This window comes from Streptomyces sp. NPDC053427 (assembly GCF_044544985.1).
In the GTDB taxonomy this organism is placed as follows: Bacteria; Actinomycetota; Actinomycetes; order Streptomycetales; family Streptomycetaceae; genus Streptomyces.
On sequence record NZ_JBITYA010000007.1, the window covers coordinates 1 to 26533 of the forward strand.

General features: G+C 72.2%; 19 protein-coding genes and 1 tRNA gene. 10 read left to right on the forward strand and 10 right to left on the reverse strand.

The genetic code is table 11. The annotated features are described in order from the left end of the window. Nucleotides 1-268: 268 nt before the first annotated feature. The gene (locus ACIGWZ_RS20165) at nt 269-1072 is read right to left on the reverse strand and encodes an HNH endonuclease family protein (RefSeq protein ID WP_400067229.1); all 804 of its coding nucleotides are present in this window, start codon (nt 1070-1072) and stop codon (nt 269-271) included. 181 nt (nt 1073-1253) lie between these two features. On the opposite strand from ACIGWZ_RS20165, the gene ACIGWZ_RS20170 reads away from it, so the two are divergent. Beyond that, the gene (locus ACIGWZ_RS20170; protein ID WP_400066486.1) at nt 1254-2756 is read left to right on the forward strand and encodes a DUF2079 domain-containing protein; all 1503 of its coding nucleotides are present in this window, start codon (nt 1254-1256) and stop codon (nt 2754-2756) included. 19 nt (nt 2757-2775) lie between these two features. Here ACIGWZ_RS20170 and mfd read toward each other — a convergent pair whose 3' ends face one another. Continuing rightward, nucleotides 2776-6321 carry a transcription-repair coupling factor gene (gene mfd / locus ACIGWZ_RS20175; protein WP_400066488.1) on the reverse strand — a complete coding sequence of 1182 codons (3546 nt, stop codon included), beginning with the start codon at nt 6319-6321 and terminating at the stop codon, nt 2776-2778. A gap of 354 nt (nt 6322-6675) precedes the next feature. Here mfd and ACIGWZ_RS20180 point away from each other — a divergent pair, with 354 nt between their 5' ends. Further along, nucleotides 6676-8202 carry an MFS transporter gene (locus ACIGWZ_RS20180; RefSeq protein WP_400067231.1) on the forward strand — a complete coding sequence of 509 codons (1527 nt, stop codon included), beginning with the start codon at nt 6676-6678 and terminating at the stop codon, nt 8200-8202. A 27-nt stretch (nt 8203-8229) separates the two neighbouring features. On the opposite strand, the gene ACIGWZ_RS20185 is transcribed toward ACIGWZ_RS20180, so the two are convergent. The 4 genes from ACIGWZ_RS20185 to ACIGWZ_RS20200 form a co-directional block, all read right to left on the reverse strand. Then, entirely contained in the window at nt 8230-9384 is a 1155-nt protein-coding gene (locus ACIGWZ_RS20185) for a cellulose-binding protein (RefSeq protein ID WP_400066490.1), read from the reverse strand. A 77-nt stretch (nt 9385-9461) separates the two neighbouring features. Beyond that, the gene (locus ACIGWZ_RS20190) at nt 9462-10382 is read right to left on the reverse strand and encodes an LCP family protein (protein WP_400066492.1); all 921 of its coding nucleotides are present in this window, start codon (nt 10380-10382) and stop codon (nt 9462-9464) included. A 214-nt stretch (nt 10383-10596) separates the two neighbouring features. Further along, entirely contained in the window at nt 10597-13350 is a 2754-nt protein-coding gene (locus ACIGWZ_RS20195; protein ID WP_400066494.1) for an SUKH-4 family immunity protein, read from the reverse strand. Between the two features lie 7 nt (nt 13351-13357). Next, nucleotides 13358-14338, reverse strand: a complete 981-nt coding sequence (locus ACIGWZ_RS20200) for an SMI1/KNR4 family protein (RefSeq protein WP_400066496.1) — start codon at nt 14336-14338, stop codon at nt 13358-13360. 298 nt (nt 14339-14636) lie between these two features. Between ACIGWZ_RS20200 and ACIGWZ_RS20205 the strand changes: the two genes are divergently transcribed. Both ACIGWZ_RS20205 and ACIGWZ_RS20210 read left to right on the forward strand, forming a co-directional pair. Beyond that, on the forward strand, nt 14637-15155 hold the full coding sequence (locus tag ACIGWZ_RS20205; RefSeq protein ID WP_400066498.1) for a YwqJ-related putative deaminase: 519 nt from the start codon (nt 14637-14639) through the stop codon (nt 15153-15155). Nucleotides 15156-15163: 8 nt separating this feature from the next. After that, the gene (locus ACIGWZ_RS20210; RefSeq protein WP_400066500.1) at nt 15164-15727 is read left to right on the forward strand and encodes an SUKH-3 domain-containing protein; all 564 of its coding nucleotides are present in this window, start codon (nt 15164-15166) and stop codon (nt 15725-15727) included. 34 nt (nt 15728-15761) lie between these two features. On the opposite strand, the gene ACIGWZ_RS20215 is transcribed toward ACIGWZ_RS20210, so the two are convergent. Both ACIGWZ_RS20215 and ACIGWZ_RS20220 read right to left on the reverse strand, forming a co-directional pair. Continuing rightward, a complete protein-coding gene (locus ACIGWZ_RS20215; RefSeq protein WP_400066502.1) occupies nt 15762-16421 on the reverse strand; it encodes a class I SAM-dependent DNA methyltransferase in 660 nt (219 codons plus the stop codon). A gap of 85 nt (nt 16422-16506) precedes the next feature. After that, complete coding sequence (locus ACIGWZ_RS20220; protein ID WP_400066504.1) at nt 16507-17877, reverse strand: sensor histidine kinase; 1371 nt, start codon at nt 17875-17877, stop codon at nt 16507-16509. Between the two features lie 358 nt (nt 17878-18235). Here ACIGWZ_RS20220 and ACIGWZ_RS20225 point away from each other — a divergent pair. The 6 genes from ACIGWZ_RS20225 to ACIGWZ_RS20250 all read left to right on the forward strand — a co-directional run bounded on the left by ACIGWZ_RS20225 (nt 18236) and on the right by ACIGWZ_RS20250 (nt 23044). Beyond that, nucleotides 18236-18307: transfer RNA gene (locus ACIGWZ_RS20225), tRNA-Gln, on the forward strand. 134 nt (nt 18308-18441) lie between these two features. Beyond that, complete coding sequence (gene glmU, locus ACIGWZ_RS20230) at nt 18442-19899, forward strand: bifunctional UDP-N-acetylglucosamine diphosphorylase/glucosamine-1-phosphate N-acetyltransferase GlmU (protein ID WP_400066506.1); 1458 nt, start codon at nt 18442-18444, stop codon at nt 19897-19899. Nucleotides 19900-19971: 72 nt separating this feature from the next. Further along, nucleotides 19972-20946: a ribose-phosphate diphosphokinase gene (locus ACIGWZ_RS20235; RefSeq protein ID WP_393908514.1), complete on the forward strand. Its 975-nt coding sequence runs from the start codon at nt 19972-19974 to the stop codon at nt 20944-20946. A gap of 183 nt (nt 20947-21129) precedes the next feature. Beyond that, the gene (locus tag ACIGWZ_RS20240) at nt 21130-21726 is read left to right on the forward strand and encodes a 50S ribosomal protein L25/general stress protein Ctc (protein ID WP_400066509.1); all 597 of its coding nucleotides are present in this window, start codon (nt 21130-21132) and stop codon (nt 21724-21726) included. Nucleotides 21727-21836: 110 nt separating this feature from the next. Beyond that, on the forward strand, nt 21837-22427 hold the full coding sequence (gene pth / locus ACIGWZ_RS20245; RefSeq protein WP_400066510.1) for an aminoacyl-tRNA hydrolase: 591 nt from the start codon (nt 21837-21839) through the stop codon (nt 22425-22427). Nucleotides 22428-22519: 92 nt separating this feature from the next. After that, nucleotides 22520-23044 (forward strand): hypothetical protein, encoded by a 525-nt coding sequence (locus tag ACIGWZ_RS20250; RefSeq protein WP_400066512.1) that lies wholly within the window; start codon nt 22520-22522, stop codon nt 23042-23044. Nucleotides 23045-23188: 144 nt separating this feature from the next. On the opposite strand, the gene ACIGWZ_RS20255 is transcribed toward ACIGWZ_RS20250, so the two are convergent. Both ACIGWZ_RS20255 and ppc read right to left on the reverse strand, forming a co-directional pair. Next, entirely contained in the window at nt 23189-23398 is a 210-nt protein-coding gene (locus ACIGWZ_RS20255; RefSeq protein WP_400066514.1) for a hypothetical protein, read from the reverse strand. Between the two features lie 217 nt (nt 23399-23615). After that, a complete protein-coding gene (gene ppc / locus ACIGWZ_RS20260; RefSeq protein WP_400066516.1) occupies nt 23616-26390 on the reverse strand; it encodes a phosphoenolpyruvate carboxylase in 2775 nt (924 codons plus the stop codon). Nucleotides 26391-26533 lie beyond the last annotated feature (143 nt).

A 26533-nucleotide genomic window follows, 5' to 3' on the forward strand; every position in this document is an offset into this window, starting at 1 on the left:
CGGCCCCCCCCCCGGGGCGGGGGGGGGGGCCGGGGGGGGGGGGGGGGGGGGCGGGGGGGGGGCGCCCCCCCCCCCCGCCCCCCCCGCCGCCCCCGCCCCCCCCCCCCCCCCCCCCCCCCCCCCCCCCCCCCCCCCCCCCGCCACCCCCCCCCCCCCCCCCCCCCCCCCCCACCCCCCCCCCCCCCCCGCCCCCCCCCCCCCCCCCCCCGGGGGGCCCCCCCCCCCACGCCTGTCCGTGGGGCGGATGCCCCACCAGGTCTGCTCGCGCTCAGCCGGCGCACTGCTCCAGCATGATCCGCTTGTCCGCGGACGTCACCGGAAGGCCGTACTTGAGGGCGACCTGGGAGAACCGGACCGCGTACGAACAGCGGATCCGCCGGTTCGGCGGCAGCCAGGACGCCGGGCCGGAATCGCCCTTGGACGCGTTGGCCCGGCCGTCCGAGGGCAGCAGGTTCAGCGGATCGTTCGCGATCTGCTTGCGCTTGCCCGCGGTCCAGCGGGCGGCGCCCATCTGCCAGTCGTAGGACAGCGGCATGACGTGGTCGATCTGCACCTCGGTGGCCTTCTTCTTCTGCCACTCGATGGCCCTGCCCGTATAGGGGTCGTCCAAGGTCATGGACTCGACGATGCAGTCGGAGCCGGGGCGGTGGCGGAGAGCGCGGCCGTCCCTGGCCAAGAGATCGTTCCGGGTGTCGCACCCGTTCCGGGCCAGCGGGACCCCGTCGGCCGTGTCCATCCACGCGTAGCCGAACCTGTCCCGGGCGTAGCCGGTCTTCGGTCCCCGGCCGGCGGTCGGCACCTTCGCGATGAGCCGCCGCGCCGCCGCCTTCTCGGACTCCGCCGAGAGCGGGGCGAGGCCCGGCTTCGTGCCGTCGGGATTCTTCAGCGGGCTGACGCCGTGGTTGCCCCGCGCATCCGTTGCGGGCGGCTTGGTGTCGGCCGTCGGCCCGCCCCGGCAACCGGAGAGCACCGCCACCGCCAGGACACCGGCCAGGACGCCGACGCCCGCCCTCCGCCCGCGCCTTGCGCCGCCGCGCGTTTGGTCCGGCGAGCGGCCGGTGAGGGTGAGCAGAGCGGCCGGCGCCGAGGCCGCGGTCGGGGGAAGCGGGGCGGGGCGGGCGGGAGACGACGAGGCGCGGCGGGCGGTGGGTATCACGGGTGTCCGATCCGGGTGCGGGGGCGAAGGCGGGCGCCCGGGACGGTCCGGTCCGCCATTTCGAGTATCTTTTCGGAAATTGAGAGTGAGGACCTTCATGGACACGGCCGCAGCAACGGCCGCGGGCGGCAGCGGACCCCCGCCCCAGGCCGCCGGCGACGGCCCCGCGACCACCGAAGCACCCCGCACGGCCGCCGGCCGCCTGCGACGCGCCGCGCACCGGCTGCGCGAGACGAGCGCCCCGCTGCGCACCCCGCGCCTCGACCCGTACTGGACGGCCGCGTTCTTCTTCGTCGCGTTCGCGACGCTGTCGGTCTGCCGCTTCCGCACGTTGGGCACCTCGTCCTGGGACCTGGGCATCTTCGAACAGGCCATACGGGGTTACGCCCACTTCCGGGCGCCGATCGTCGATCTCAAGGGTCCCGGCACGAACATCCTCGGCGACCACTTCAGCCCGATCCTGATCGTGCTCGCCCCGCTCTACCGCCTCGTCCCCTCACCGCTCACCCTGCTCCTCGCGCAGGCCGCGCTGTTCGCGCTGTCCGCGGTCCCGGTCACCCGCGCCGCCGCCCGCCACCTGGGCCGCCTCCCGGGCCTGGCCATCGGTATCGCGTACGGCACGTCCTGGGGCGTACAGAAGGCCGTCGACTTCGACTTCCACGAAATAGCCTTCGCGCTGCCGCTGATCGCCTTCGCCCTGGAGGCGGTGCTGCGCGAGCGCTGGACGGCGGCGGTGTGCTGGGCCGCGCCGCTGGTGCTGGTCAAGGAGGACCTGGGCGTCACCGCCGCCGCGATCGGCGCGGTCGTCCTGATCCGGACGCGGCGGGCCGCGCCGCTGCCCATCGCCCTGGTCGTCTTCGGGCTCACCGCCACCGCCCTCACCCTCGGCGTCATCATCCCCGGCTTCAACAACTCCGGCTCGTACGACTACTGGAGCAAGCTCGGCGCCGACGGCGGCGCGGACCCGACCATCCCCCTCGACACCGCCGTCCGCACCACGCTGTGGGTGCTGCTGCCCACCACCGGGCTGCTCGCCGTGCGCTCCCCCGTCCTCCTGGTCGCGCTGCCGACCCTCGGCTGGCGGTTCCTCTCCCACGAACCGCATTACTGGGGCATCGACTGGCACTACAACGCCGTTCTGATGCCGGTGGTCTTTCTCGCGCTGGTCGACGCCCTGCCGCGGGTCCGGGTCTCCGCCCGCCCCTGGCTGCGCTCGTACGCCCATCACCTGCCGGCCGCCGTACTGGCCACCGCCCTCGCGCTGACCACCACGCTGCCGCTGTCCCGGCTCACCGAGGCCGCCACCTACCGCATGCCGCCGGAGGCGAGCGCCGCCGCGCGGCTGCTGGAGCGGATACCCGACGGCGCGACCGTGGAGGCCGACGTCCGCCCGCTGTCCCGCCTCACCGGCCGCACCCGGGTCTTCTGGACCGGCGACACCCGCGGCCTGTCCCCCGACTACATCGCCGTCCAGCGGCCCACCGACCGCTCCCCGCGCCAGGCCCTCGCCGACGCGGCCGCCCGGCACCCCGCGTCCACCTACGTCATGCTGGGCGACGCCGGGAACGTCCTCCTCTTCCGCCGGACGTCGGCGCGCTGACTCCCCGCGCGCCGCGGGGTCACGACCCCAGGATCGTCGTCAGGAACTCCCCCACCCACGCCAGCAGATCCCGCCCGACCAGCGGCTTGCCGCCGATCTTGCCGGTGGTCGGGCGCGGCACCAGCACCTGCTTGGTGGCCGGTTTGAGGACCGTACGCGGATACAGCCGCTTCAGCCGCAGCTCCTGCGACTCGCGCAACTCCACCGGCCCGAAGCGGACGTTGGAGCCCTGGAGCGTGATGTCCGAGACGCCGCAGGCGCGGGCCAGCATGCGCAGACCGGCGACGAGGAGGAGGTTCTCGACCGGCTCGGGCAGCTTGCCGTAGCGGTCGGTCAGTTCCTCGCGGACCGCGGCGATGTCCTCCTCCGAGTTGGCGGAGGCGATGGCGCGGTAGGCCTGCAGGCGCAGCTGCTCGCCCGGTGCGTAGTCGTGCGGGACGTGGGCGTCCACCGGGAGTTCGATCTTGACTTCGAGCGGCGGCTCCTCCTCCACGCCGCCTTCGAGCGAGGCGCGGTAGTCGGCGACCGCCTCGCCCACCATCCGCACATAGAGGTCGAACCCGACGCCCGCGATATGGCCGGACTGCTCGCCGCCGAGGAGGTTTCCGGCGCCGCGGATCTCCAGGTCCTTCATGGCGACGTACATGCCCGCACCCATCTCGGTGTGCTGGGCGATGGTCGCCAGCCGCTCGTGCGCGGTCTCCGTGAGCGGCTTCTCGGGCGGGTAGAGGAAGTAGGCGTAGCCGCGGTCGCGGCCCCGGCCGACGCGGCCGCGCAGCTGGTGGAGCTGGGAGAGGCCGAAGTTGTCGCCGCGCTCGACGATCAGGGTGTTGGCGTTGGAGATGTCGATGCCCGATTCGACGATCGTCGTCGAGACCAGGACGTCGAACTTCTTCTCCCAGAAGTCGACGACGACCTGCTCCAGCTGGGACTCGCCCATCTGGCCGTGCGCGGTCTGGATGCGGGCCTCGGGGACGATCTCGCGGAGCCGGGCGGCGGCCCGGTCGATGGACTCGACGCGGTTGTGGATGTAGAAGACCTGGCCCTCGCGCAGGAGTTCACGGCGGATGGCGGCGCCGATCTGCTTCTGCTCGTAGGGGCCGACGAAGGTCAGGACCGGGTGCCGCTCCTCGGGCGGGGTGGTGATCGTGGACATCTCGCGGATGCCGGTGACCGCCATTTCGAGCGTACGGGGAATGGGCGTGGCCGACATCGTCAGCACGTCGACGTTGGCGCGCAGCTTCTTGAGCTGTTCCTTGTGCTCGACGCCGAAGCGCTGCTCCTCGTCGACGATGACCAGGCCCAGGTCCTTGAACTTGGTCTCGGCGGAGAACAGGCGGTGGGTGCCGATGACGAGGTCGACCGAGCCTTCCCGCAGGCCCTCCAGCGTCGCCTTGGCCTCGGTGTCGGTCTGGAAGCGGGACAGCGCCTTGACGTTGACCGGGAACTGGCCGTAGCGCTCGGTGAAGGTGCCGTAGTGCTGCTGGACGAGGAGGGTCGTGGGCACCAGGACGGCGACCTGCTTGCCGTCCTGGACGGCCTTGAAGGCGGCGCGGACCGCGATCTCGGTCTTGCCGTAGCCGACGTCGCCGCAGATGAGGCGGTCCATCGGGACCGACTTCTCCATGTCCTCCTTGACCTCGGCGATGGTGGTGAGCTGGTCGGGCGTCTCCGCGTACGGGAAGGCGTCCTCCAGCTCGCGCTGCCAGGGGGTGTCCGGGCCGAAGACGTGGCCGGGGGCGGCCATCCGGGCGGAGTAGAGCTTGATCAGGTCGGCGGCGATCTCCTTGACGGCCTTCTTGGCGCGCGCCTTGGTCTTGGTCCAGTCGGCGCCGCCGAGGCGGTGCAGGGTCGGGGCCTCGCCGCCCACGTACTTGGTGACCTGCTCCAGCTGGTCGGTGGGGATGTAGAGCCGGTCGCCGGGCTGGCCGCGCTTGGCGGGCGCGTACTCGACGAGTAGGTACTCGCGGGTGGCGCCCTGGACCGTGCGCTGCACCATCTCGATGTAGCGGCCGACGCCGTGCTGCTCGTGGACGATGAAGTCGCCGGCCTGGAGGGTCAGCGGGTCGATGGTCTTGCGGCGGCGGGCCGGCATCCGGGCCGCGTCCTTGCCGGCCGCCTTCTGGCCGGAGAGGTCGGTCTCGGTCAGGACGGCCAGCTTGAGGTGCGGGTCGATGAAGCCGTTGTCGAGGGAGCCGCAGGCGACATGGACGAGGGAGGGGGCGATCTCGGGGAGATCGGCGTCCAGGCGGGCGGGGATGCCCTCGCCGCCGAGCACCTCGGCCGTACGCGCCGCCGGGCCGTGCGCCTCGGTGACGAACACCGTGCGCCAGCCGTCGGCGAGCCACTGCTTGGTGTCGGACAGGGCCCGCTGGGTGTCGCCGCGATAGGTCTCCGGGGCGTGCATGCCCAGCTTGAGGGTGTCGCCGTTGAGCTCCAGCTCCTCGTCCGCCGCGAACGGCGAGACCGACCACCACGGCATGCCCAGCTCGCGGGCCCGGTCGCGGACGTCCGCGATGCCCCACAAGGAGGCCGCGCCGACATCGATGGGGGCCTCTCCCCCGCCGGCGCTGGCGGCCCAGGACGCCTGCAGGAACTCCTGGCTGGTCGCCACCAGGTCCGCGGCCCGGGTCCGCACCCGCTCGGGGTCGCACACCACGGTCATGGACCCCTTGGGCAGCACGTCCAGCAGCAGCTCCATGTCGTCGACCAGGACCGGAGCCAAAGACTCCATGCCCTCGACGGCGATCCCCTCGGCGATCTTGCCGAGCAGTTCGCCCAGCTCGGGGTGCGCCTCGGCGAGCGCCGCGGCCCGCTCCCGTACCTCGTCGGTCAGCAGCAGCTCGCGGCACGGCGGCGCCCACAGGCCGTGCTCGGCGACTTCCAAGGACCGCTGGTCGGCAACTTTGAAGTAGCGGATCTCCTCGACGTCGTCGCCCCAGAACTCGACCCGCAGGGGGTGCTCCTCGGTGGGCGGGAAGACGTCCAGGATGCCGCCGCGGACCGCGAACTCGCCGCGCTTCTCGACCAGTTCGACGCGCGCGTACGCGGCCGCCGCCAGCCCTTCGACGACCTCCTCCAAGTCGGCGGTCCGCCCCGTGCGCAGACTCACCGGCTCCAGCTCCCCCAGCCCCTTGACCTGCGGCTGGAGCACGGAACGGATCGGGGCGACGACGACCGAGACGGGGCCCGCCGACGGGTCGTCCTGGCGCGGGTGGGCGAGCCGGCGCAGCACCGCGAGGCGGCGGCCGACGGTGTCCGAGCGCGGCGAGAGCCGCTCGTGCGGCAGCGTCTCCCAGGAGGGGAACTCGACGACGGAGCCGTCCTCGCCGGCCGGCATCAGCGTGCGCACCGCCGCGGCCAGATCCTCGGCCTCGCGCCCGGTGGCGGTCACCGCGAGGACGGTGCGGCCGGACCGGCGGGCCAGCGCCGCCACCGCGAACGGACGGGCGGCCGGCGGTCCCACCAGATCCACATGCGGCCGGTGGCCGTCGGCCGCGGCCGTCACCGCTTCGGCGAGCGCCGGGTCCCGTACGACGGCGTCGAGCAGACCAGTCAGGCTCATGAAAAGGCTTCCGTCCCAGGAGGCGATCGCGCAGGAGACCGCAGAAGATCACCGCGCAGTGAACAACGCGAGCAGCCCGACACGTGCTACGTGCCGGGGTTGCCCACCATACGCCCGCCCACCGACAACCGGCCGCCCGAACGGCCCCGCCCCCCGACCGTCCACCCAGCGAGAAGCCCCGTTCCGCACACCGGCCCCGCATGGAATGGTGTGCGGTGCATGCAACGGCCGGAGGAGAGGCGGGGCCCGGTGAGCGGCACCACGAGGGACAGCGACCGTGGCAGCGCCGACGACACGGACATAGCCGCCGGCCGCGCCCCCGGCTCCCGCCGTGGCCCCGTCGTCGCCGCCCTGATGCTCGCCATGGCGCTGGCCGCCCTCGACTCCACGATCATCGCCACCGCCGTCCCGCAGATCGTCGGCGACCTCGGCGGCTTCGCGGTCTTCTCCTGGCTCTTCTCCGGCTATCTGCTGGCCGTCACCGTCACCCTGCCCGTCTACGGCAAGCTCTCCGACACCTTCGGCCGCAAGCCCATCCTGATCGCCGGCATCATCCTCTTCCTCATCGGCTCGCTGGCCTGCGCGGGCGCCTGGAACATGGCCTCCCTGATCGCCTTCCGCGTACTGCAGGGCCTGGGCGGCGGCGCCCTCCAGGGCACCGTCCAGACCATCGCCGCCGACCTCTACCCGATGAAGGAACGCCCCAAGATCCAGGCCAAGCTCTCCTCGGTGTGGGCCACCTCCTCGGTCGCCGGGCCCGCGCTGGGCGGGCTGCTCGCCGCCTATGCCGACTGGCGGTGGATCTTCCTGGTGAATGTGCCGGTGGGCGCGCTCGCCCTGTGGCTGATCGTCAGGCATTTCTTCGAGGACAAGGGCGCCCGCGGCCCCGTCCGCCCCACCGGTACCCGCCGCCACCGCGTCGACTGGCCCGGCGCGCTCGCCGTCTTCGCCACCGGCGGGCTGCTGCTGACCGCACTCGTCCAGGGCGGCGTCGCCTGGCCCTGGCTCTCCGCCCCGTCGCTGCTGCTCTTCGCGGGTACGGGGGTGTGCGCGGCACTCACCGTATTGATCGAGCGCCGCGCCGCCGAGCCGGTCATCCCCGGCTGGGTCTGGCGCCGCCGCACCATCTCCGCCGTCAACCTCGCCCTCGGCGCGCTGGGCCTGCTGATGGTCGCCCCGACCGTCTTCCTGCCCACCTACGCCCAGGCGGTCCTGGGCCTGGGGCCGACCGCCGCCGGTTTCGTCCTGTCGGTGATGACCCTGAGCTGGCCGGTCTCGGCGGCCTTCAGCAGCCACGTCTACAACCGCATCGGCATCCGCAACTGCGCCCTGATCGGCATCGGCGCGGCCGCCCTGTTCCTGCTCGCCTTCCCGCTGCTGCCCTATCCCGGCGCCGCCTGGCAGCCCGCCCTGATCATGCTGGCGCTCGGCGCGGCCCTCGGCCTCTTCCAGCTCCCGCTGATCATCGGCGTCCAGTCGTCCGTCGGCTACGCCGAGCGCGGCACCACCACCGCCTCCGTCCTCTTCTGCCGCCAGGTCGGCCAGTCCCTCGGCGCGGCCCTCTTCGGCGCCATCGCCAACGCCACCCTCAACGACCGCCTCGCGCACGCCCCGGCCGACATCCGCCCCGGCCTGCCCGACGACCTCGACGCCGTCTCGCACGCCCTGGAGCGGGCCGGCTCCCTCACCGCCCGCGCCACCGACTACCTGCGGCGCGCCGTCGACACCAGCGTCGACCACGTCTACCTCGGCGCCGCCGCGGCTGCCGTCCTCGCCCTGCTCGCCCTGCTCCTGCTGGCGCCCCGGCGCTTCCCGGTGCATGCCGACGCCCGTACGCAGCGGGAGACGGACGACGCCGAGGCCGCCGCGGACCGGACCTAGGGTCGGACGGCCGCGGCGGCGTCGGATTCAGCTCGCCGCCCCGCCGTCCAGCCGGGGAAGCTCGGTCTCCAGGGTGTCCTCGTTGTCGGGGTCGCAGCCGTCGGGACCGCCGTCGCCGGGATCGCGGCCGTCGGGAATACGGCCTTCGGGAACGCGAGCTTCGGGTTCACGGCCGTCAGGAACGCGCCCCTCGGGAACGCGAGCCTCGGGATCGCGGCCATCGGGATCGCGGCCTTCGCCGCCGGGCCCGGACGCGGCCCCGGATCCTGCCCCCGGCTCCTGCGCCGCCTCGTCCTCCAGCTCCTCCGGATCCTTCCCCGTCAGCGCCGCCAGGCTGTTGCGTACATGGGACATATGGGCCTGTACCTCCGCGCGCTCCTCCTCGTGTTCGCGCAGCACCCGCGCCGTACCGCGCTCGATGCGCTCCGCCTCCACCCTGGCCCTGGCCACGATCGCCGTGGCACGGTCGGCCGCGTCCTCGTCGCTGTGCCGGGCCGCCTCCTCGGCCTCCGCATGCCGGCGGCGCGGCTCGGCGAGCACGGCATGGCCGCGCCCCTCCAGCTCGGCGACCAGCCGGTCCGTCTCCGCCTCCAGGCCCGCCAGCTCACGCCCGGCCGCATCCCACTCCTCGGCCTGCCGCTGCTCCTGGTCGTGCGACATCTGCTCGGTGCGATGCTGCATGTCGGCCAGCACCGCGGCCGCCTCGCCGCGCCACTGCTCGGCGTCCTCGGCCGCCGAGGCCGCCACCGCGGCGGCCTCCGACCGCGCCGCCTCCTCGATGCGCCGCGCATGCTCCTCCACCTCGGTCCGCAGCTCCCGCGCCACCGCGTCCGCCGCATCGCGGATCTGGTCGGCGTGCCCCATCGCCTCCTCACGGATCTGCTCGGCCGCTTCGTGCGCAGCGACCCGCAGCCGCTCCGCCTCCGACTGAGCGGTCGTCAGGATGAGCCGGGCCGGCTCGCCCAGGGACTCATAGGTCTGCGGCGGCAGCTGCGCCACATACTCCTGCAGTTCCGCCAGCTCCGCGTCCATCTCGTTGGCGAGCACGGTCAGCCGCGCCGCCCGCTCCCAGCACGCGTCACGGTCTACCGAGAGCCCCTCGACACGCCGATCGACGTCGTCCGGCCGGTAACCGCGTCCTCGTACGGTCTCGAACCCGTGAGGCGAAACCGGTGCACTCATCCCTCAAAGCCCCTTTTCTGGATCAGTCCGAAGCCGCCCTATCGCGACACTTCACCCCTCTCCCGCACAAGGATGCGTCAATCGGTCCCAGAAGTCTGAATCACCGCATCGACGCGCAAAGCGCCGAACAGCCGACGTGCCCCATTTGCGTCCCACAGCAGCACGTCCCCGGCCTCGCCCATCGACACCCCGGGACTGGCCACCGGGACCGTGACCGTCGCGCCACCGCCCCCGGCGACCTCCTTCATCGACCGGGCCATGGCCAGCAGTTCGGGCGTCCCCGACGCGTCGTCCACGGCGAGCGAGGCCAGCGCGGCACCGAGCACCGGCACCAGCCGGAACGGATTCCACAGCACCCCGGGCCCCAGCATCTTGTCCGCGACCGCGCCGATCAGCCGGCGCTGCCGCTTCACCCGTCCGAGGTCACCCTGCGGGTCGGCGTAACGGGCCCGTACGAACGCCAGCGCCTGCCGCCCGTCCATCCGATGGCACCCCGCCGCGAAATCCGCCCCCGCCCGCGTGTCGCGCAGCGGCTCGGGCAGACACAGCCGCACCCCGCCGACCGCGTCCACGAGCCGCACCACTCCCAGGAAGCTGACCTCGGCATAGCGGTCGATACGCAAACCCGTCGCCCGCTCGACCGTACGGGTCAACAGCCGCGGCCCACCGTCCGCATACGCCTCGTTGATCTTCGCCCGCCCGTGCCCCGGCACCGGGACATAGCTGTCGCGCGGCAGGCTGACCAGATACGGTCCGTGCCGGCCGGAGTGCAGCACCATGATCGTGTCGGTGTTGCGGACCCGGTCATTGCCGACGTGCAGGTCCTCGCGCTGCCGGGACGTCAGCCCGGCGCGGCTGTCGGAGCCGACCAGCAGCCAGTTCGTCCCCTTACCCGCGGGCGGCCGCCCGGGATAGTCCGCCAACGCCGCCACATGCCGTACGCGTTCACTCGCATAGCCGTACAGGGCCGCGCCGCACGCCACCACCAGCACGAGCACGAGCAGCAGCGCCGTCAGGATCCGACGACGCCACGCCCCCCGACGCCGGGGCCCACGGGGCCCCCGTCCCCGAGCCCGGTAAAGCGTCGTCGACGACGGCGACAGCGGCGACGACGGCTGACCTATGTACGCCATATACGCATGGTCATGGCGCCCGACCCGTTCCGCAGGTCGAGCGCCATGTCCCGTCGTACCGCCGGCTACCGCGCTCCCGCTACAGCAGCCCGTCCCACATCTGCTCCAGCAGCACCGACCACCAGGTCTCCGGCGAACCCAGCGCCGGCGGATCCAGCGCGACCAGCTGCGCCTGGAAGTCGACGGTCCAGCGTCCCGCCTGCTCCGGCGTCAGCCCGAACCGCAGCCGCCACATCCGTCCCAGCATCGCCAGACAGCGCACGAACTCCGGCAGCCCGCTGTTGACGAACTGCGGCGTGGCCGGCTGCCCGCCGGGCCCCGCCTCCACCGGGACCGCCACGATGTTCGCGGTCCCGAACTGGACACACAGCTGACGGCCGAAGTCATTGCCCATGACCAGATACGAACCGGCATCCGGCGCCGGCTGCACCATCCGCTCCGCCGCCAGCTCCGCCAGCGTCGGCACCGGACGGCCCGGCTGCGCCTGCGCCCAGAAGAACGGCCCGAAGTCCACCGGCAGCCCCGCCCACACCAGCGTCTGCGCCACCACCTCGGGCACACCCTGCCGGGAGACCGCCCGCTGATCGAACCGGAAGATCCCCTGCGGCCCGAAGGACTGCTCCAGCTCCTGCCCGATCGCCTGCGGCGGCACCGGCGGGACCGGCGGCACCTGCGAGGGATGCGGCAACGGCACCCGCACCGGCGCCGGCCGCGCCGGACCGTCCGCCACCTGGTGCAACTCGCCCTGATGCTCGACGAGATGCCGTACGCCCTGCTGCCGCGAGGCGTGGTCCTTGCCGTACGCGGCGGTATGGCTGATCCGCACCTGCGGCCAGTTGTCGCGGATCATCCGGGCGCAGTAGCCGCCCGGCAGATCGCAGCACTCCAGCTCGGTGTGCAGCTCCAGCACCTGCTGCGGCGGAATGTTCATCCCGCGCAGCTCGTGCAGCAGCTGCCACTCGGGGTGCGGCGTACCGGGCGCGGAGCGGCGCACGATCTTCTGCTCGGAGCCGTCCGGTGCGCGATAGCTCAGCACCGCCATGTAGCCGGGGCCGACGGTCGGCTGGCCGCTCGGCGCCTGCGGGTAGCCGTACGCACCCGGGCCACCGGGACCGGGCACGCCGGGCGGGGCCGCGGCGACGCCCGGGGGCGGGCCCACGGGGCCGGCGGGCAGCGGCACGGCGGGACCGCCCGGCGGCGGCGCCGGAGGCATTCCCGGTGCGGGAAGCGGGCCACCGGGGCCGCCGAGGGCCGCGCCGCCGGCGAGCATCGTCGCCGCGGCGTGCACCCCGCCACCGGCGGCACCGCCCGCGGCGGGCGGTACGGGCGGCGGCGGGGGCGGGCCCCCCTGGCCGCCCTGACTGCCCTGACTGCCCTGGCCGCCCGCGCCCGGCCTGCCGGGCGGGCCCGGCGGCTTCGGCACACCCGGCACACCGGGCGGCGAGGGCGGCGGCGGCACGCCGGGCCCGCCCGCGCCGCCCATGGCGGCCTGCAAGGACGCGCCGTCGGCGAGCATCGTCGCGGCGGCGTGCACCCCGCCGGCCGCGGGCGGGGCGGGCGGCGGCGTCCCCTGGCCGGGCCCTGCCGTCCCACTGCCGCCGGACGCCGCACCACCCTGCGGCCCGTCCACCGCACTCAGGTCCAGATCCGCCGCATCCAGCTGCGAAACCAGCTGCGTCGGTACGTAACCGCCGGCCGGCGCACCGGGCGCACCGGGGCCGGACTGCGCGGGGCCGCCGCCCGGCCGTACCTCGGCCTTGCCCGTCGCGGCGTCCGCGATCTCCGCGGGGTCCGGCCGCCGGCCGGCCCGGCCCGCGCCGGGCGTACCGGGCGCGCCGGGGGGCGGCGGCGGACCACCCGCGTGACCCGTGTTCCCGGCGCTTCCGGGCAGCGAGGAGCCATCGGCGAGCATCGTCGCGGCGGCATGCACCCCGCCGGCCGCGGGTGGCGGGGGCGGCGGGGGCGGCGGCAGCCCCGGGCCGGCGGACGCGCCCGCAACCGGCGGCGGCACATCGGCGACCGGCGGTCCGGAGGGCGGCGGCATGTCCGAGAGAGCCGGCGGCGCGGGCGGCATCGGCGCCGGCGTGGGCGGCCCACCGGCCCGGCCGGCCGGGCCGCCGTTCGGGTCCGGCAGCGCCGGCGCCACCTGCGTACGCGGCAACTGGCTGCCGCCCTGCAGCAGTTCGGTCTTCGCGTCGGGCCGCGCGCGCGGCGTCGACGGCGGGGTGTCGTCCGACTCGTCGATCTCGGTCAGCGGCGCCGCGAACACCGTCTCGGGCAGCCCCACCGACCGGTCCTCGGAGCCCGCCCCGCCCGTCGTGTCCGCATCCGCCCACGGGGTCGAAGGGGCCGCGGGGGGCGCAGGGGGCCCGGGGGGCGCAGGGGCGGCCGGAGCCGGGGCAGGCGCAGGCGGTGCTGCGGGCGCCGAAGCCCCGCCCCCGCGCCGCCGGTCCGGAAGCCCCATCGCGTCCGCCGCCTCCTGCAACCACTCCGGCGGCGTCAGCAGGAACGACGTCGCCTCCAGATCCACCCGCTGCGGCGGCGGCTCGGCGGCCCCGGACCCGCCCTCCACCGGCGCGCCGTACTCCTCCTCGTACCGCCGGATCACCTCACCCACCGGCAACCCCGGCCACAGCGTCGTCTCCCCGCTGTCCCGCGCGATCACCAGCCGGGCCCGGCCGCCGTCCGTCGCCGGACCACCCGCACGGTCCTCCGCCCAGGCCACAAAGCCCAGATCGAACTCCCGCACCCGCACCTCGCGGTGCTGCACCGCCGGCACATCGCCGTTGACCCAGCGCTCCGCGCGCTCCTGCGCCTGCGCGAACGTCACCATCGCGCGCTCACCCCTCCACCGGAACGGCGTGCGCGAAGCCACCGTCCACCATCAGGTTCGCCACGGTCTCCAGCTCCGGCGGATTCCCCGCCAGCCGCTGCAGGAACTCATCGAAATCCGCACCGCACGGCAACAGCAGCTGCGCCACCCGCTCCTGCACCGACAGACCGTCCCGGTCCCGGGCGTCGTCGTACGGACAGAACCACACCGTGCCGAGCGCCTCGCCGCGCACCTTCACCGCGACCACGCCACCCTGCACGAACGCCACACCCAGGTAGTCCTTGGTGAAGTGATCCCGCAGGCACTTGTTCACGTACACCAGGTCGTTGACCGCCGCATCGTCCCGCACCGTGAAGAACGGCTGGTCCACCAGCAGCCCCAGCTCCGCATCCAGCGCCACCCCCACCGGCGCGCAGCCGCCCGCCGCCTTCAGGAACGACCGGTAGGCGCCCGGCAGCCGATAGCCCAGCGTCTCCTCCGCCTGCGCCACCTGCTCCTCGGCGACCGCCAGATCACGCCGCGGCAGCCCGAAATGCGCCGGCCGGGTCTCCTGCAACGGCCGCGTCCCCCGCTTGTCGTGCTCCACCGCGGCCGTCGCCAGCCCCCCGTGATGCCGCAGCAGCGCCTTCACCTCGACGGGGATCAGCTCCATCCGCCGCGTACCGGGTACGTGATGCCAGGTCCAGCCGTGCGGCGTCGCCACCGACGGCACATCTATCCACAGCTCGTGCCCCTGCGCATGCAGCGCCGCATTCGCCGACACATAGTCCGTCAACCGCAGCTCATCGACGCCGAAGCCCTCCGGCGGCTCGGCGATCTCCGCCGCCGCCCGCGCATACGGGGAGAACTCCGGAAAACCGTTCGCGTCCACCCGCACCCCCGCGGGATACCGGGCGGCCCGCACCGGGTCCGGGAAATGCACGACCTGCCCGGCATAGGCCGTGTTCGGTGGCGCGGCATGCTGCTGCCCGAGCCGACCTGTCGTCATCGCGGTTGCCCCCTGGCTGGATCTGGGTTTGAGGCACAGCCTATGCCGTGCCGCAACACCCTCCCGCCGCCCCCGGCCACCCCTGCGTCAGCCCGCCGATACGCCACCCACACCCCCTTCGCCGATGTCCCCCGACCGTCGTAAGCCACCCCGCCCACCAGCCCTGTTTCCCCCCGGCCGACGAACCGTCACACACCAGTGACATCGCCGACAGCCCGCCCGACTACCGCAACACCCAGCACATTTGGCAGGCTGACCCCGCAACCGCGGGGGATTGCAGGGAGGGAAAGCACCAAGAATGAGCACCACCGCACACCAGCACACCGCCGCCACCGGCGACCCCCGCATCGGCTGGAGCGCCACCGCCGACACCGAGCGCGCACCCGGCCTCGCCCACCGTCGCGACGGCATCCTCCCCACCATCGGCGCCGCCTTGTCCGTACGCGGACAAACCCTCACCTGTACCGCGAGCAAGGCGGAACAGCCCCCCGCCCTGCACCCCCTCGTCCAGGACTTCCTCGACACCCTCGGCACCGCGCAACGCGAACGCTTCACCGGCCGCTGCCCCGAGGCCGTCCTGCTCTCCCGCCACCTCACCGCGGTCGAGGCGAACCGCAGCAAACGCGCCTCCCGCAAGCCCCTCACCAACGGCGAAGCCCGCCGCTCCCTGAAACACTCCAAGATCACCGCACGCCACATCCGCGAGGACGGCGACCCCCGGCACGGCGGCTACGCCCCGCCCTGCCGCTCCTGCGACGCACTCCTCGCCCACTTCGGCGTCATGCCCATCGACGGCACCACGCCCACCGGGAGCTGACCGCCACCATGCCACCCACCGCACCCCGCGCCGCCACCGTGCCGCCCGCCCGCGACCGCACCGGCTCCACCCGCTTCCCCGCCGCCGTGGACGTCGCCCTCCAGCAAGCCGGCTGGCAACCCGGCCGCTGGGACATAAAGCAGGCCGAACACTGGGCCGACACCCTCCGCGCGCACGCCTCCCCCGCCGGCCACCGCCACACCGTCTTCCCCGCCGCCGTCGAAGCCTGGGCCGAATTCGGCGGCCTCCACATCACCGGCGCCGGCCCCGGCCGCCACATCGCCCCCACCCCCTTCACCATCGACCCCCTCCACGGCCTGCACCTCGCCCGCACCCTCGGCGACCTCGGCCGCGCCCTGGACACCGACGTCGCCCCCCTCGGCCAGGAAGAAATCCCCGACGCCAACGGCACCCCCACCGGTCAGGCCGTCCTCGCCATCGACACCCAGGGCCGCATCTACAGCCTCGACCACACCGGCGACTGGTACCTCGGCCCCGGCATCGACCACGCCCTCGGCACCCTCGTACTGGGGACGCGACCGCAGCGGCTGGAAGTCGCACCGCAGGACTGACCCCGCACCGGCCCGGACCAGCCGCCCCAGCGCGCTACCCCTCGTCCGGCCCCGGCTTACGGGCCAGCAGATACGCCTGCGGCGTCGGCTCATCGGACAGCGCCTCCCGCTCCAGCCGGGCCGCCACCACGAACCCCGCCGCCCGCAGCTGCCCCGCCACCCGCTCCGGCGACAACCGGTGGAACACCAGCGACACCCGCTGCCCGAACGCCTCCGCGTACTCCCGCGGCTCCTCCCCCACCTGGAACCCCAGCGCCAGCCGGCCCCCCGGCGCCAGCACCCGGTGGAACTCCGCCAGCACCCCCGGCACCGCCTCCGGCGCGAGATGGATCAGCGAATACCAGGCGACGACACCCCCCAGCGCGCCGTCCGCCACCTCCAGGGCCGTCATCGACCCCTCCTCGAACCGCAGCCCGGGATGCTCCCGCCGCGCCAGCGCCACCATCTCCGGCGACAGATCGACCCCCGACACCGCCAGCCCCAGCGACGCCAGGTACGCCGTCACCCACCCCGGCCCGGACCCCACGTCCAGCACCCGCCCACCGCCGTCGCCCCGCACGGACTCCGCGAACGCGCCGAGCATCGCCCGCCCCAGCGGCTCTTTCTCGAAGCCACCCCGGAAGTGCTCGGTGTACGCGGCGGCGATGGCGTCATAGCCCGCCCGGGTGGTGCGCAGAAAGGAAGGTTCCGTCATGCCCATGACCGTATGCGTCACGGAGCCACGGCGCCCATGAATCGGACCGCCCCGGCCGCAACCACGACCACGCCTTGCGGCCGCCTCACCCGGCGGCCGCGGCCGCCGGCACCACCGCCGACACCCGGAAGCCCCCCGCCTCCGTGGGCCCCGACACGAACACACCGCCAAGAGCGGTCACCCGCTCCCGCATCCCCACCAGACCGTTGCCCCCACTGGGCAGACCCGCATCCGTCGCCCCCCGCTCCGAAGGCCCGTTCTCCACCTGTACCGCCACCTCGTCACCCCGGTGCGCCAGCCTCACCCGCGCCCGCGCACCCGGCGCATGCTTGTGCACATTCGTCAGCGCCTCCTGCACCACCCGGAACACGGTCTGCTCCACCCCCGCCGCATACCGGCGCCCGGCCGCGCCCTCCGCGCCCTGCACCGAAAGCTCCACCACCATCCCGGCCGCCCGGGACTGCCCCACCAGATCCCCCAGCTCCGCCAGCGACGGCCCCTCGTCCGCCTCCGCCGACGGCCGAACCTCCGGCGCCGTCACACTCGCCTGCGACGCCACCTCCGCCAACCGCTCCGACGCGGACGGCACCGCCCCCTCGGCACCCCGCACCGCCGCCCCCTCGGCCGTACGCAGCACCCCCAACATCTCCCGCAACTCCGTCAGCGCCTGCCGCCCCATGTCCCCCACCAACGCGGCATTCTTCGACGCCTTCTCCGGATCCTTCAGCGCCACCGCCTGCAACGCCGCCGCATGCACCACCATCAGGCTCACCCGATGCGCGACGACGTCGTGCATCTCCCGCGCGATCCGCGTCCGCTCCTCGTTACGGGCCCACTCCGCCCGCTCCTCGGCCCGGTCCGCCAACAGCGACAGCTCCCGCTCCAGCCCGTCCGCCCGCTCCCGCAGACTCTCCACGAGCCGCCGACGCGCCCCCACGTACAAACCCCACAACACCGGCGGCGCCGTCATCACCAGCCCCACCGCCACCGCCATCGCCGCGACGAACCACCCGGGCGGATTGAAGTCCTCCTGCGACACCACGTCCTGCCGCAGGCTGAGGTACGTCGTGGTCAGCGTCCCGACCACCGTCATCCCCGCCAGCAACGCCGTGATCCGCCGCGGCACATCCGACGCCGCCAAGGTGTACAGCCCGATCATCCCGAGCAGCGCACCCATCTCCGCCGGCATCACCGCGATCGACACCAGCACCACCACGACCGGCCACCGCCGCCGCAACAGCAGAACGGGCCCCGCCACCAGCCCCAGCAACATCCCGACCGGCTCGGGCAGCCCCGCCTCGTGCGCAAACGGAATGCCCTCGAGGACACACTCCATCGTCGAAGCGAGCGCCAGCAGCACATCCAGCACGGCACTACGCCGCCGCGCCCACCACCACGGCCCACCTCTCGGCGCGCCCCGCGCACCCGTACTTTCCCTTGCCCCCGTCGCGCTCATACCGACCAGCGTACGGGCGCCCGCCCCGGTCTCCCCGACGAGCATCCCCTCACACCCCTGACCCATTACGGACCGTTACCGCCATATATCGCTCGAACTATTGAATCGGCCATATTTTCGCCCCTCGGGACCCGGGATCGACGGCGAGGGCAGACCGAGGCGGAGGCGGCCGGCGAGATCGGCGTGACGCCGGACAGGGAGCGCTCATGACAGGAGCCGCCGTCTACCGAGGCCACCTCGCCGTCCGGGTCGTACGAGCGGCCGAGGTATACCGTCGCGTCGAAGGCTGGTGGTACGGCATAGTGTTGGGTGCCGAGCGGCCAGCCTGACGGAGTGTCCGGTTTGGGTTGCTCTACCATCCCCTGTGGTGTAATTGGCAGCACTGAGGCTTTTGGTGCCTTATGTCCGGGTTCGAGTCCTGGCAGGGGAGCAACTTCCTACCGCCGAGCAAAGTCCGGGTCCTGACCACACGGTCAGGACCCGCTGTCGTTTCATCTGCCATACGCCCCGGTATCCTTCGGATGACCACCACCCGAAGCAGTCAAGAAGCCGAAGGGCATCCCCGTGAGCGCCAACCGCCCGGCAGCCGTCGTCGTTCTCGCAGCGGGTGAGGGCACCCGCATGAAGTCGGCGACCCCCAAGGTCCTGCACGCGATCTGCGGCCGCTCCCTCGTGGGGCACGTCGTCGCCGCCTCCCGCGAGCTGGACCCCGAGAACCTCGTTGTGGTCGTCGGCCATGCCCGGGAGCAGGTGCGGGCCCATCTCGCCGAGGTCGACCCGGCCGTGCGGACCGCGGTGCAGCACGAGCAGAACGGCACCGGCCACGCCGTCCGTACGGCTCTGGAGGAGCTGAGCAACGACGGTGTCGCCCTCGACGGCACCGTGATCGTGGTCTGCGGCGACACCCCGCTGCTGACCGGCGAGACGCTCGAGCAGCTCAGCACCACGCACGCCGCGGACAAGAATGCGGTCACCGTTCTCTCCGCGGAGGTGCCGGACTCCACCGGCTACGGGCGCATCGTGCGGGACGGGGCCACCGGCGCCGTCACCGCGATCGTCGAGCACAAGGACGCGAGCGAGGAGCAGCGCGCGATCCGGGAGATCAACTCCGGGGTGTTCGCCTTCGACGGGCGGCTGCTGGTGGATGCGCTGGGCAAGGTGCGTACGGACAACAGTCAGGGCGAGGAGTACCTGACGGACGTTCTGGGGATCGTGCGCGAGGCCGGGCACCGGGTGGGTGCGGCGGTTGCGGGTGATCATCGCGAGATCCTGGGGATCAACAACCGGGTGCAGCTGGCGGAGGCTCGCCGGCTGCTGAACGAGCGGTTGCTGGAGCGGGCGATGCTGGCCGGCGTGACGGTGGTGGACCCGGCGTCGACGTGGGTCGACGTGGCGGTGGAGTTCGAGCCGGATGCGGTCGTGCAGCCGGGTACGCAGTTGCTGGGGGCGACGCGTATCGGCGGTGGTGCGGAGGTCGGGCCGAATTCCCGTCTCACGGACACGGTCGTCGGGGCGGGCGCCGTGGCGTCCTTCACGGTGGCAGAGGGTGCGCGCATCGGGGACGGGGCGCAGGTGGGCCCGTATGCGTATCTGCGGCCGGGGACGGATCTGGGTCCGAAGGCCAAGGCCGGGACGTATGTGGAGATGAAGAACGCGTCGATCGGTGAGGGCACGAAGGTGCCGCATCTCTCTTATGTGGGGGATGCGACCATTGGCGAGTACACCAACATCGGTGCGGCGAGTGTCTTTGTGAATTACGACGGTGAGGCCAAGCACCACACCACGGTCGGTTCGCACTGCAAGACGGGGTCGGACAACATGTTTGTGGCTCCTGTCACGATCGGGGACGGCGCCTATACGGCGGCCGGCTCGGTCATTACCAAGGATGTGCCCCCGGGTTCGCTGGCGGTCGCGCGTGGCCAGCAGCGGAATATCGAGGGTTGGGTCGCGCGGAAGCGGCCCGGAAGCGCCGCCGCGCAGGCCGCTTCGGCCGCTCGCCAGGAGTCCGAAGGCGAGCGGTGACCGTGCAACAGGTGCGCCGTGCGGGGCGTACCGTGATGAGCGCACGCAAACAGGAATTCGAGGAGATTTGCTGTGACCGGGATCAAGACGACCGGCGAGAAGAAGCTCATGCTCTTCTCCGGCCGCGCCCACCCCGAGCTGGCCGAGGAGGTCGCGCACCAGCTGGGTGTGGGCCTGGTCCCGACGAAGGCGTTCGACTTCGCCAATGGTGAGATCTATGTGCGCTATCAGGAGTCGGCACGTGGTGCGGACTGCTTTTTGATTCAGAGCCACACGGCTCCGATCAACAAGTGGATCATGGAACAGCTGATCATGATTGATGCGCTGAAGCGGGCTTCGGCCCGGAGCATCACTGTGGTCGTGCCGTTCTACGGCTATGCGCGTCAGGACAAGAAGCACCGTGGGCGGGAGCCGATTTCGGCCCGTCTGATCGCGGATTTGATGAAGACCGCGGGTGCGCACCGTGTGGTGACGGTGGATCTGCACACGGACCAGATCATGGGCTTCTTCGACGGTCCGGTGGATCATCTTTTTGCGCTGCCGGTTCTTGCGGACTATGTGGGCGCGAAGGTCGACCGCGACAAGCTGACGGTGGTTTCGCCGGACGCGGGCCGGGTGCGGGTCGCCGACCGCTGGTGCGACCGTCTGGGTGCGCCGCTGGCGATCGTGCACAAGCGGCGCGACAAGGACGTGGCGAATCAGGTCACGGTGCACGAGGTCGTCGGCGATGTGAAGGACCGGGTGTGTGTCCTGGTCGACGACATGATCGACACGGGTGGCACGATTTGTGCGGCGGCGGATGCGCTGTTCGCGAATGGTGCGGCGGATGTGATCGTGACGGCGACGCACGGCGTGCTGTCGGGTCCGGCCGCGGACCGGCTGAAGAATTCGAAGGTGAGCGAGTTCGTGTTCACGAATACGCTGCCGACGCCTTCGGAGCTGGAGCTGGACAAGATCACGGTGCTGTCGATGGCGCCGACGATCGCGCGGGCGCTGCGTGAGGTGTTCGAGGACGGTTCGGTGACGAGCCTCTTCGAGGAGCAGTAGCCACTGCGCTCGCTGGAGATCCATTTTGGGGCGGCCTTCCCGCCGGGTAGACTCATTGAGTTGCTCGGCGAGGGAGGCCGCCCTTATGTGGTGGCTGTCCGTTATCGACGCGCTCTTCGTAGCAGGTCTGTCGTGGGCCGGGTAACGCCCAGCAGATGTTTCTGAGATACGAGGAGTGCAGTCATGGCTGAGGTCAAGCTCGCCGCTGAGGTTCGTTCCGACTTCGGTAAGGGCGCTGCCCGCCGTACCCGTCGCGCGAACAAGGTTCCCGGTGTCATCTACGGTCACGGTGCCGAGCCGCAGCACGTTGCGGTCGACAGCCACGCGCTGATGATGGCGCTGAAGACCCCGAACGTCCTGCTGAACCTGGACGTGGACGGCAAGAGCGCGCTGGTCATCCCCAAGGCGGTGCAGCGTGAGGCCATCCGTGGCTTCCTGGTGCACGTGGACTTCCTGGCCGTGAAGAAGGGCGAGAAGGTCACCGTCGAGGTTCCGATCCACACCGAGGGTGACCTGGCGGCGGGTGGCAACCTGCTGGAGCACGTCCTGAACGCGCTGCCGATCGAGGCCGAGGCCACGCACATCCCGGAGTCGGTGACCGTCTCCATCGCGGGTCTGGACGCCGGTTCTTCGGTCCTGGCCAAGGACATCACGCTGCCGTCGGGTGCTTCGCTGGCCGTCGAGGACGACGCCGTGGTGCTGCAGGTCGTCGCGGCGCAGGCCGAGGCGCCGGCCGAGGAGGCCGCCGAGGGTGAGGGCGAAGGCTCCGCCGAGGCCTGATCCTTTCCGGGGTGGGCGCCGGTGTCGGCGTGCCCTGGGCATTGATTTTGTGACCGTCGTTCCGTGCCGCTGGCGCGGGGCGGCGGTCGCGTCGTTGAAGGAGCATGCAGATGACGGATGCGGGCAGCCCGTGGCTGGTCGTGGGTCTGGGTAATCCTGGTCCCGAGTACGCGGGCCATCGGCACAACGTCGGTTTCATGGTGGCCGACTTGCTGGCCGAGCGCGCTGGTGGCCGTTTCAAGGCGCACAAGGCGCGGGCGCAGGTGATGGAGGGGCGGTTCGGTGCGCCGGGGGCGGGGAGTCGCCGTGTGGTGGTGGCGAAGCCGATGTCGTTCATGAATGTGTCGGGTGGCCCGACGACCGCGTTGCGGGATTTCTACAAGGTGCCGGTGGCCAACATCATCGCGATTCACGATGAGTTGGATATCGATTACGGTGCGCTGCGGTTGAAGCTGGGCGGCGGGGACAACGGCCACAACGGTCTGAAGTCGATCACGAAGTCGCTGGGTGCGGAGTACCACCGGGTGCGGTTCGGGATCGGTCGTCCGCCGGGTCGCATGCAGGTGGCGGACTTTGTGCTGAAGGATTTCTCGTCGGCGGAACGCAAGGAGCTGGACTACTTCGTGGACCGTGCGGCGGATGCGGTGGAGGCGTTGGTCATCGAAGGGCTGGAGCGGGCGCAGAGTACGTACAACTCGTGAGCGGGTTCCGGAAGGGGACAGCTCGGGGCATGGTCTGACGAACCGGTTGTCCGAGGTTGACCGGGGGCTGTTGATGGCCAAGGATCGCCGCCATGCCCAGAAGCAGTACGCGCACCAGTTCGGTCAAACGCAGTCGCACCCGTCGGGCGGGTGAGAGCGCCTATGGGGCGTTGCTGATCGCCCGGATGGGGTTGATGGGCGTGCTGGCGCTGCTGTTGTTGGTGGCGGGTGTCTGGACGTCGTGGAACACGGCGCAGTACGCGATGCTCGTCAAGGCGCGGGAGCGGGGCACGATGACGGTGAAGGTGTGCCGGGACGAGCGGTGTACGGGGCCGTATGTGCCGACGGAGGGCAAGGGCAGGGCGCGGCCGAAGGTGTCGGTTGCGCAGGCGGCGGCGCCGGATCTGGGCGAGCGGATCGATGTGACGGTGAAGCCCGGGTCGACGCTTGCGGTGCGGACGGGGCTGGCCGGGATCCTGCATGCGTGGGTGCCGTTCGCGGGGTCGTTGTTGCTGGCGGCGTTGGTGGTGGCCGGGGGCATGCGGTTGCGGCGTACGGCGTGGGTGATGGGCTTGTTCGGGGCGGTGCTGTTGGGTGCGGCGTTCGCCGCGATGTAGGTCCGCCCGGCAGAGCGGAACGCCGGCCTTCAGGACCACGACGGGGTCCTGAAGGCCGGCGTCACACGGGGCTCCGGTGTGCTCCACGGCGGGCCCGGGGTGGCTCTGGGGCCCGGTGGCGGAGCGCCGTGGCAAGGCGGTGTGTCAGCTGCCGATCGGGCCCAGCGGGATGTCCGAGACGGTGAGGCTGACGGACTTGATGGAGCCGCTGGTCAGGACGGGGATGCCGTTCGGGCCCGGGACGAAGTTGGCGGTCAGGCCTTTCAGGGAGCCGCTGACGGAGAGGCCACCGGCGACGTTGTCGAGGTCGTCGTCGGCTATCTCGCGGGTCTCGATGCGGGAGTCGTTGCTCATGGTGATGAGCGTCCTTTTTCTCTAGTGGTGTGTCGCAATGCGTGGCGCACTGGAGCGGGAGCCTCTTGTCCGGCTCCTGCCATGCGTCACACTGCCCGCTCGGGAGGGGCGTGGTGAGAAAAACGCCCCTCCCTTCACGTGCTGCACACACCGCGTTTTGAAGCGGAAGCAGTGCGTCACACCTGGCCCCGGATCGACCGGCCGGGACGGGGGTGGGTCAGCCGGTGTTGCGCAGGCCCGCTGCGACGCCGTTGACGGTGAGCAGGAGTGCGCGGGCCAGCACGGGGTCGGCTTCTTCTCCGTGTTCCGCGGCCTCGCGCTGGCGGTGCAGCAGGGAGACCTGGAGGTAGGAGATCGGGTCGAGGTAGGCGTCGCGGATGTGGAAGGTCTGCTGGAGGACCGGGTTGGAGTCGAGGAGTTCGTTCTCCCCGGTGATGCGCAGGACCTCGGCGACGGTGAGTTCGTGCTCGGCCTTGATGACGTCGAAGACGTGCTTGAGGTCGTCGGGGACGAGGGTGTCGACGTAGTGCTGGGCGATCCGCAGGTCGGTCTTGGCCAGCGTCATCTCGACGTTGGACAGGAAGTTGCGGAAGAAGTGCCAGTGTTCGTGCATTTCGTCGAGGACGGGGCCCAGGCCGGCTTCGCGGGCGGCCTTCAGTCCCGTGCCGACGCCGAACCAGCCGGGGACGATCTGGCGGGACTGCGTCCAGCCGAAGACCCAGGGGATGGCGCGCAGTCCGTCGAGGCCGGCGCCGGAGTCGGGGCGGCGGGACGGGCGGGAGCCGAGGTGCAGTTCGGCGAGCTGGTCGACGGGGGTGGAGGCGAAGAAGTACGCGGGCAGGTCCGGGTCCTCGACGAGGCGGCGGTAGGAGCCGTGGGCGGCCTCGGAGACCGTTTCCATGGCGGCGTCCCAGCGGGCCAGCGCTTCGTCGGACTGGCGCGGGGCGGTGTGCAGCGCGGACGCCTGGAGGGTGGCGGCGACGGTCAGTTCCAGGTTTTCCCGGGCCAGTGACGGCACCAGGTACTTGTCGGAGATGACCTCGCCCTGCTCGGTGACCTTGATCTCGCCTTCGAGGGTGCCGTAGGGCTGGGCGAGGATGGCGTCGTGGGAGGGGCCGCCGCCGCGGCCGACGGTGCCGCCGCGGCCGTGGAAGAGGCGCAGTCGTACGCCGTGCCGGTGGGCGACGTCGCGCAGCAGGCGCTGGGCGCGGTGGATCTCCCACTGGGAGGTGGTGATGCCGCCGAACTTGGAGGAGTCGGAGTAGCCGAGCATGACCTCCTGGACGTCGCCGCGCAGGGCCACCAGCCGCCGGTAGGACGGGTCGGAGAGCATCTCGTCCAGCAGCCGGTCGGCGATCTTCAGCTCGTCGGTGGTCTCGAGGAGGGGGACGATGCCGATCTTGGCCCAGCCGGCGTGGAGGTCGATGAGGCCTGCCTCGCGGGCGAGGACGGCGGCGGCGAAGACGTCGTCCGAGCCCTGGCACATGGAGATGATGTAGGACTCGATGACCTCGGGGCCGAAGGTGTCCTTGGCCTTGAGGATGGTGCGGAAGACGCCGAGGGTCTTGGCGCCGGCCTCGTCGAGGGGGGCGGGGTGGGGGGCCAGGGGGCGGCGGGAGCGCAGTTCCTTGGCGAGGAGCTTGCGGCGGTAGTCGCGTGGCATGTCCACGTAGCGCCAGGATTCTTCGCCGAGACGGTCGAAGAGCTGGCCGAGGGCCTGGTGGTGGGCGTCGGCGTGCTCGCGTACGTCCATGGTGGCGAGCTGGAGGCCGAAGGCGGCGATGGTGCGCAGGGTGCGCTCGAGGCGGCCGTCGGCGACCAGGCCGCCGCGGTGCGCGCGCAGCGAGGTCTGGATCAGAGCGAGGTCGTCGAGGAGTTCGACGGTGCCGAGGTAGTCGCGGCCGGGGACGTGCGGGGCGCCGGCGGCGAGGCGCTCGCGGGTGTTGAGGAGCTTCTGGCGGATGCAGGTGGCCTTGAGGCGGTAGGGCTCCTCGGCGTTCAGCCGCTTGTAGCGGGGGCTGAACTCGGGGAGGAGGTCCAGATCGCGCTTGAGGGAGTCCAGCAGCTCGTCGGTGGCTCCGCAGTTGCGGATGGAGTTGGACAGCGCGCCGCGCAGCTCGTCGATGTGCTCCAGGGCGTCGGTGATGCCGTGTTCGTGCTGGAGGATCAGGACGTCCCAGGTGACCTGGGGGGTGACGTTGGGATTGCCGTCGCGGTCGCCGCCGATCCAGGTGCCGAAGGTGAGGGGGCGGGTGCCGGCGGGCAGCTCGGTGCCGGCTCGCTCCAGTTCGGCGGCGAGGTCCTCGAGGACGTCGCCGACCGCGCCGCGGCCCAGTTCGTCGAGGTAGTAGATGGCGTTGCGGGCCTCGTCGGTGGGCTCGGGGCGGGCGACGCGCAGCTCGTCCGTCTGCCAGATGAGGTCGATGTTCTCGGCGAGACGGAGGTCGGTGCGGCGGCGTTCGGTGGTGTCCGCGTGGTCCAGGAGCTCGGCGACCTTGCGGAGCTTGGTGAGGACGGAGCGGCGGGCGGCCTCGGTGGGGTGCGCGGTGAAGACGGGGCGTACGCCGAGATTGCGGGCGGTCTCGCGCAGGTGCTCGGGGTCGGCGTCCTTGAGCATGTCGGCGGTGCGGGCGAGGATGCCGCCCTCGGTGGCGCGCTTGGCGCGCAGCTCGCGGCCGCGGTGGACCTGCTCGGTGACGTTGGCGAGGTGGAAGTAGGTGGAGAAGGCGCGTACCAGCTTGGCGGCGGTGGCCAGGTCGGTGTCGCCCAGGAGCCGGGCGGCCGCTTCGCCGTCGGAGCGGGTCAGGGCTCGTACGCGCTCGACGAGGTCGAGGAGCTCCTGGCCTTCCTGGCGGACGAGGGTTTCGCCGAGGAGGTCGCCGAGGCGGCGGATGTCGGCGCGCAGGGCGGTGTTGTCGCGGGCGGCGCCGTCGGTGGTGTCCGTGGTCACAGCGGGTGTGGGCTCGGCGGCGGTGTTGTCGGCACTGCTCACAGGTGCGGCTCCTTGCAGCGATCTAGGAGGGGCGTCGCACCGCGACTCGTTCGATAGGAGCGGGCGGGCGACGGGTGCCGTCTGGGCTTGCGGGCGGGTTGCGGACCGCGCTGTCCGACGCCCCCAGGATAGGTCTCCCCGAA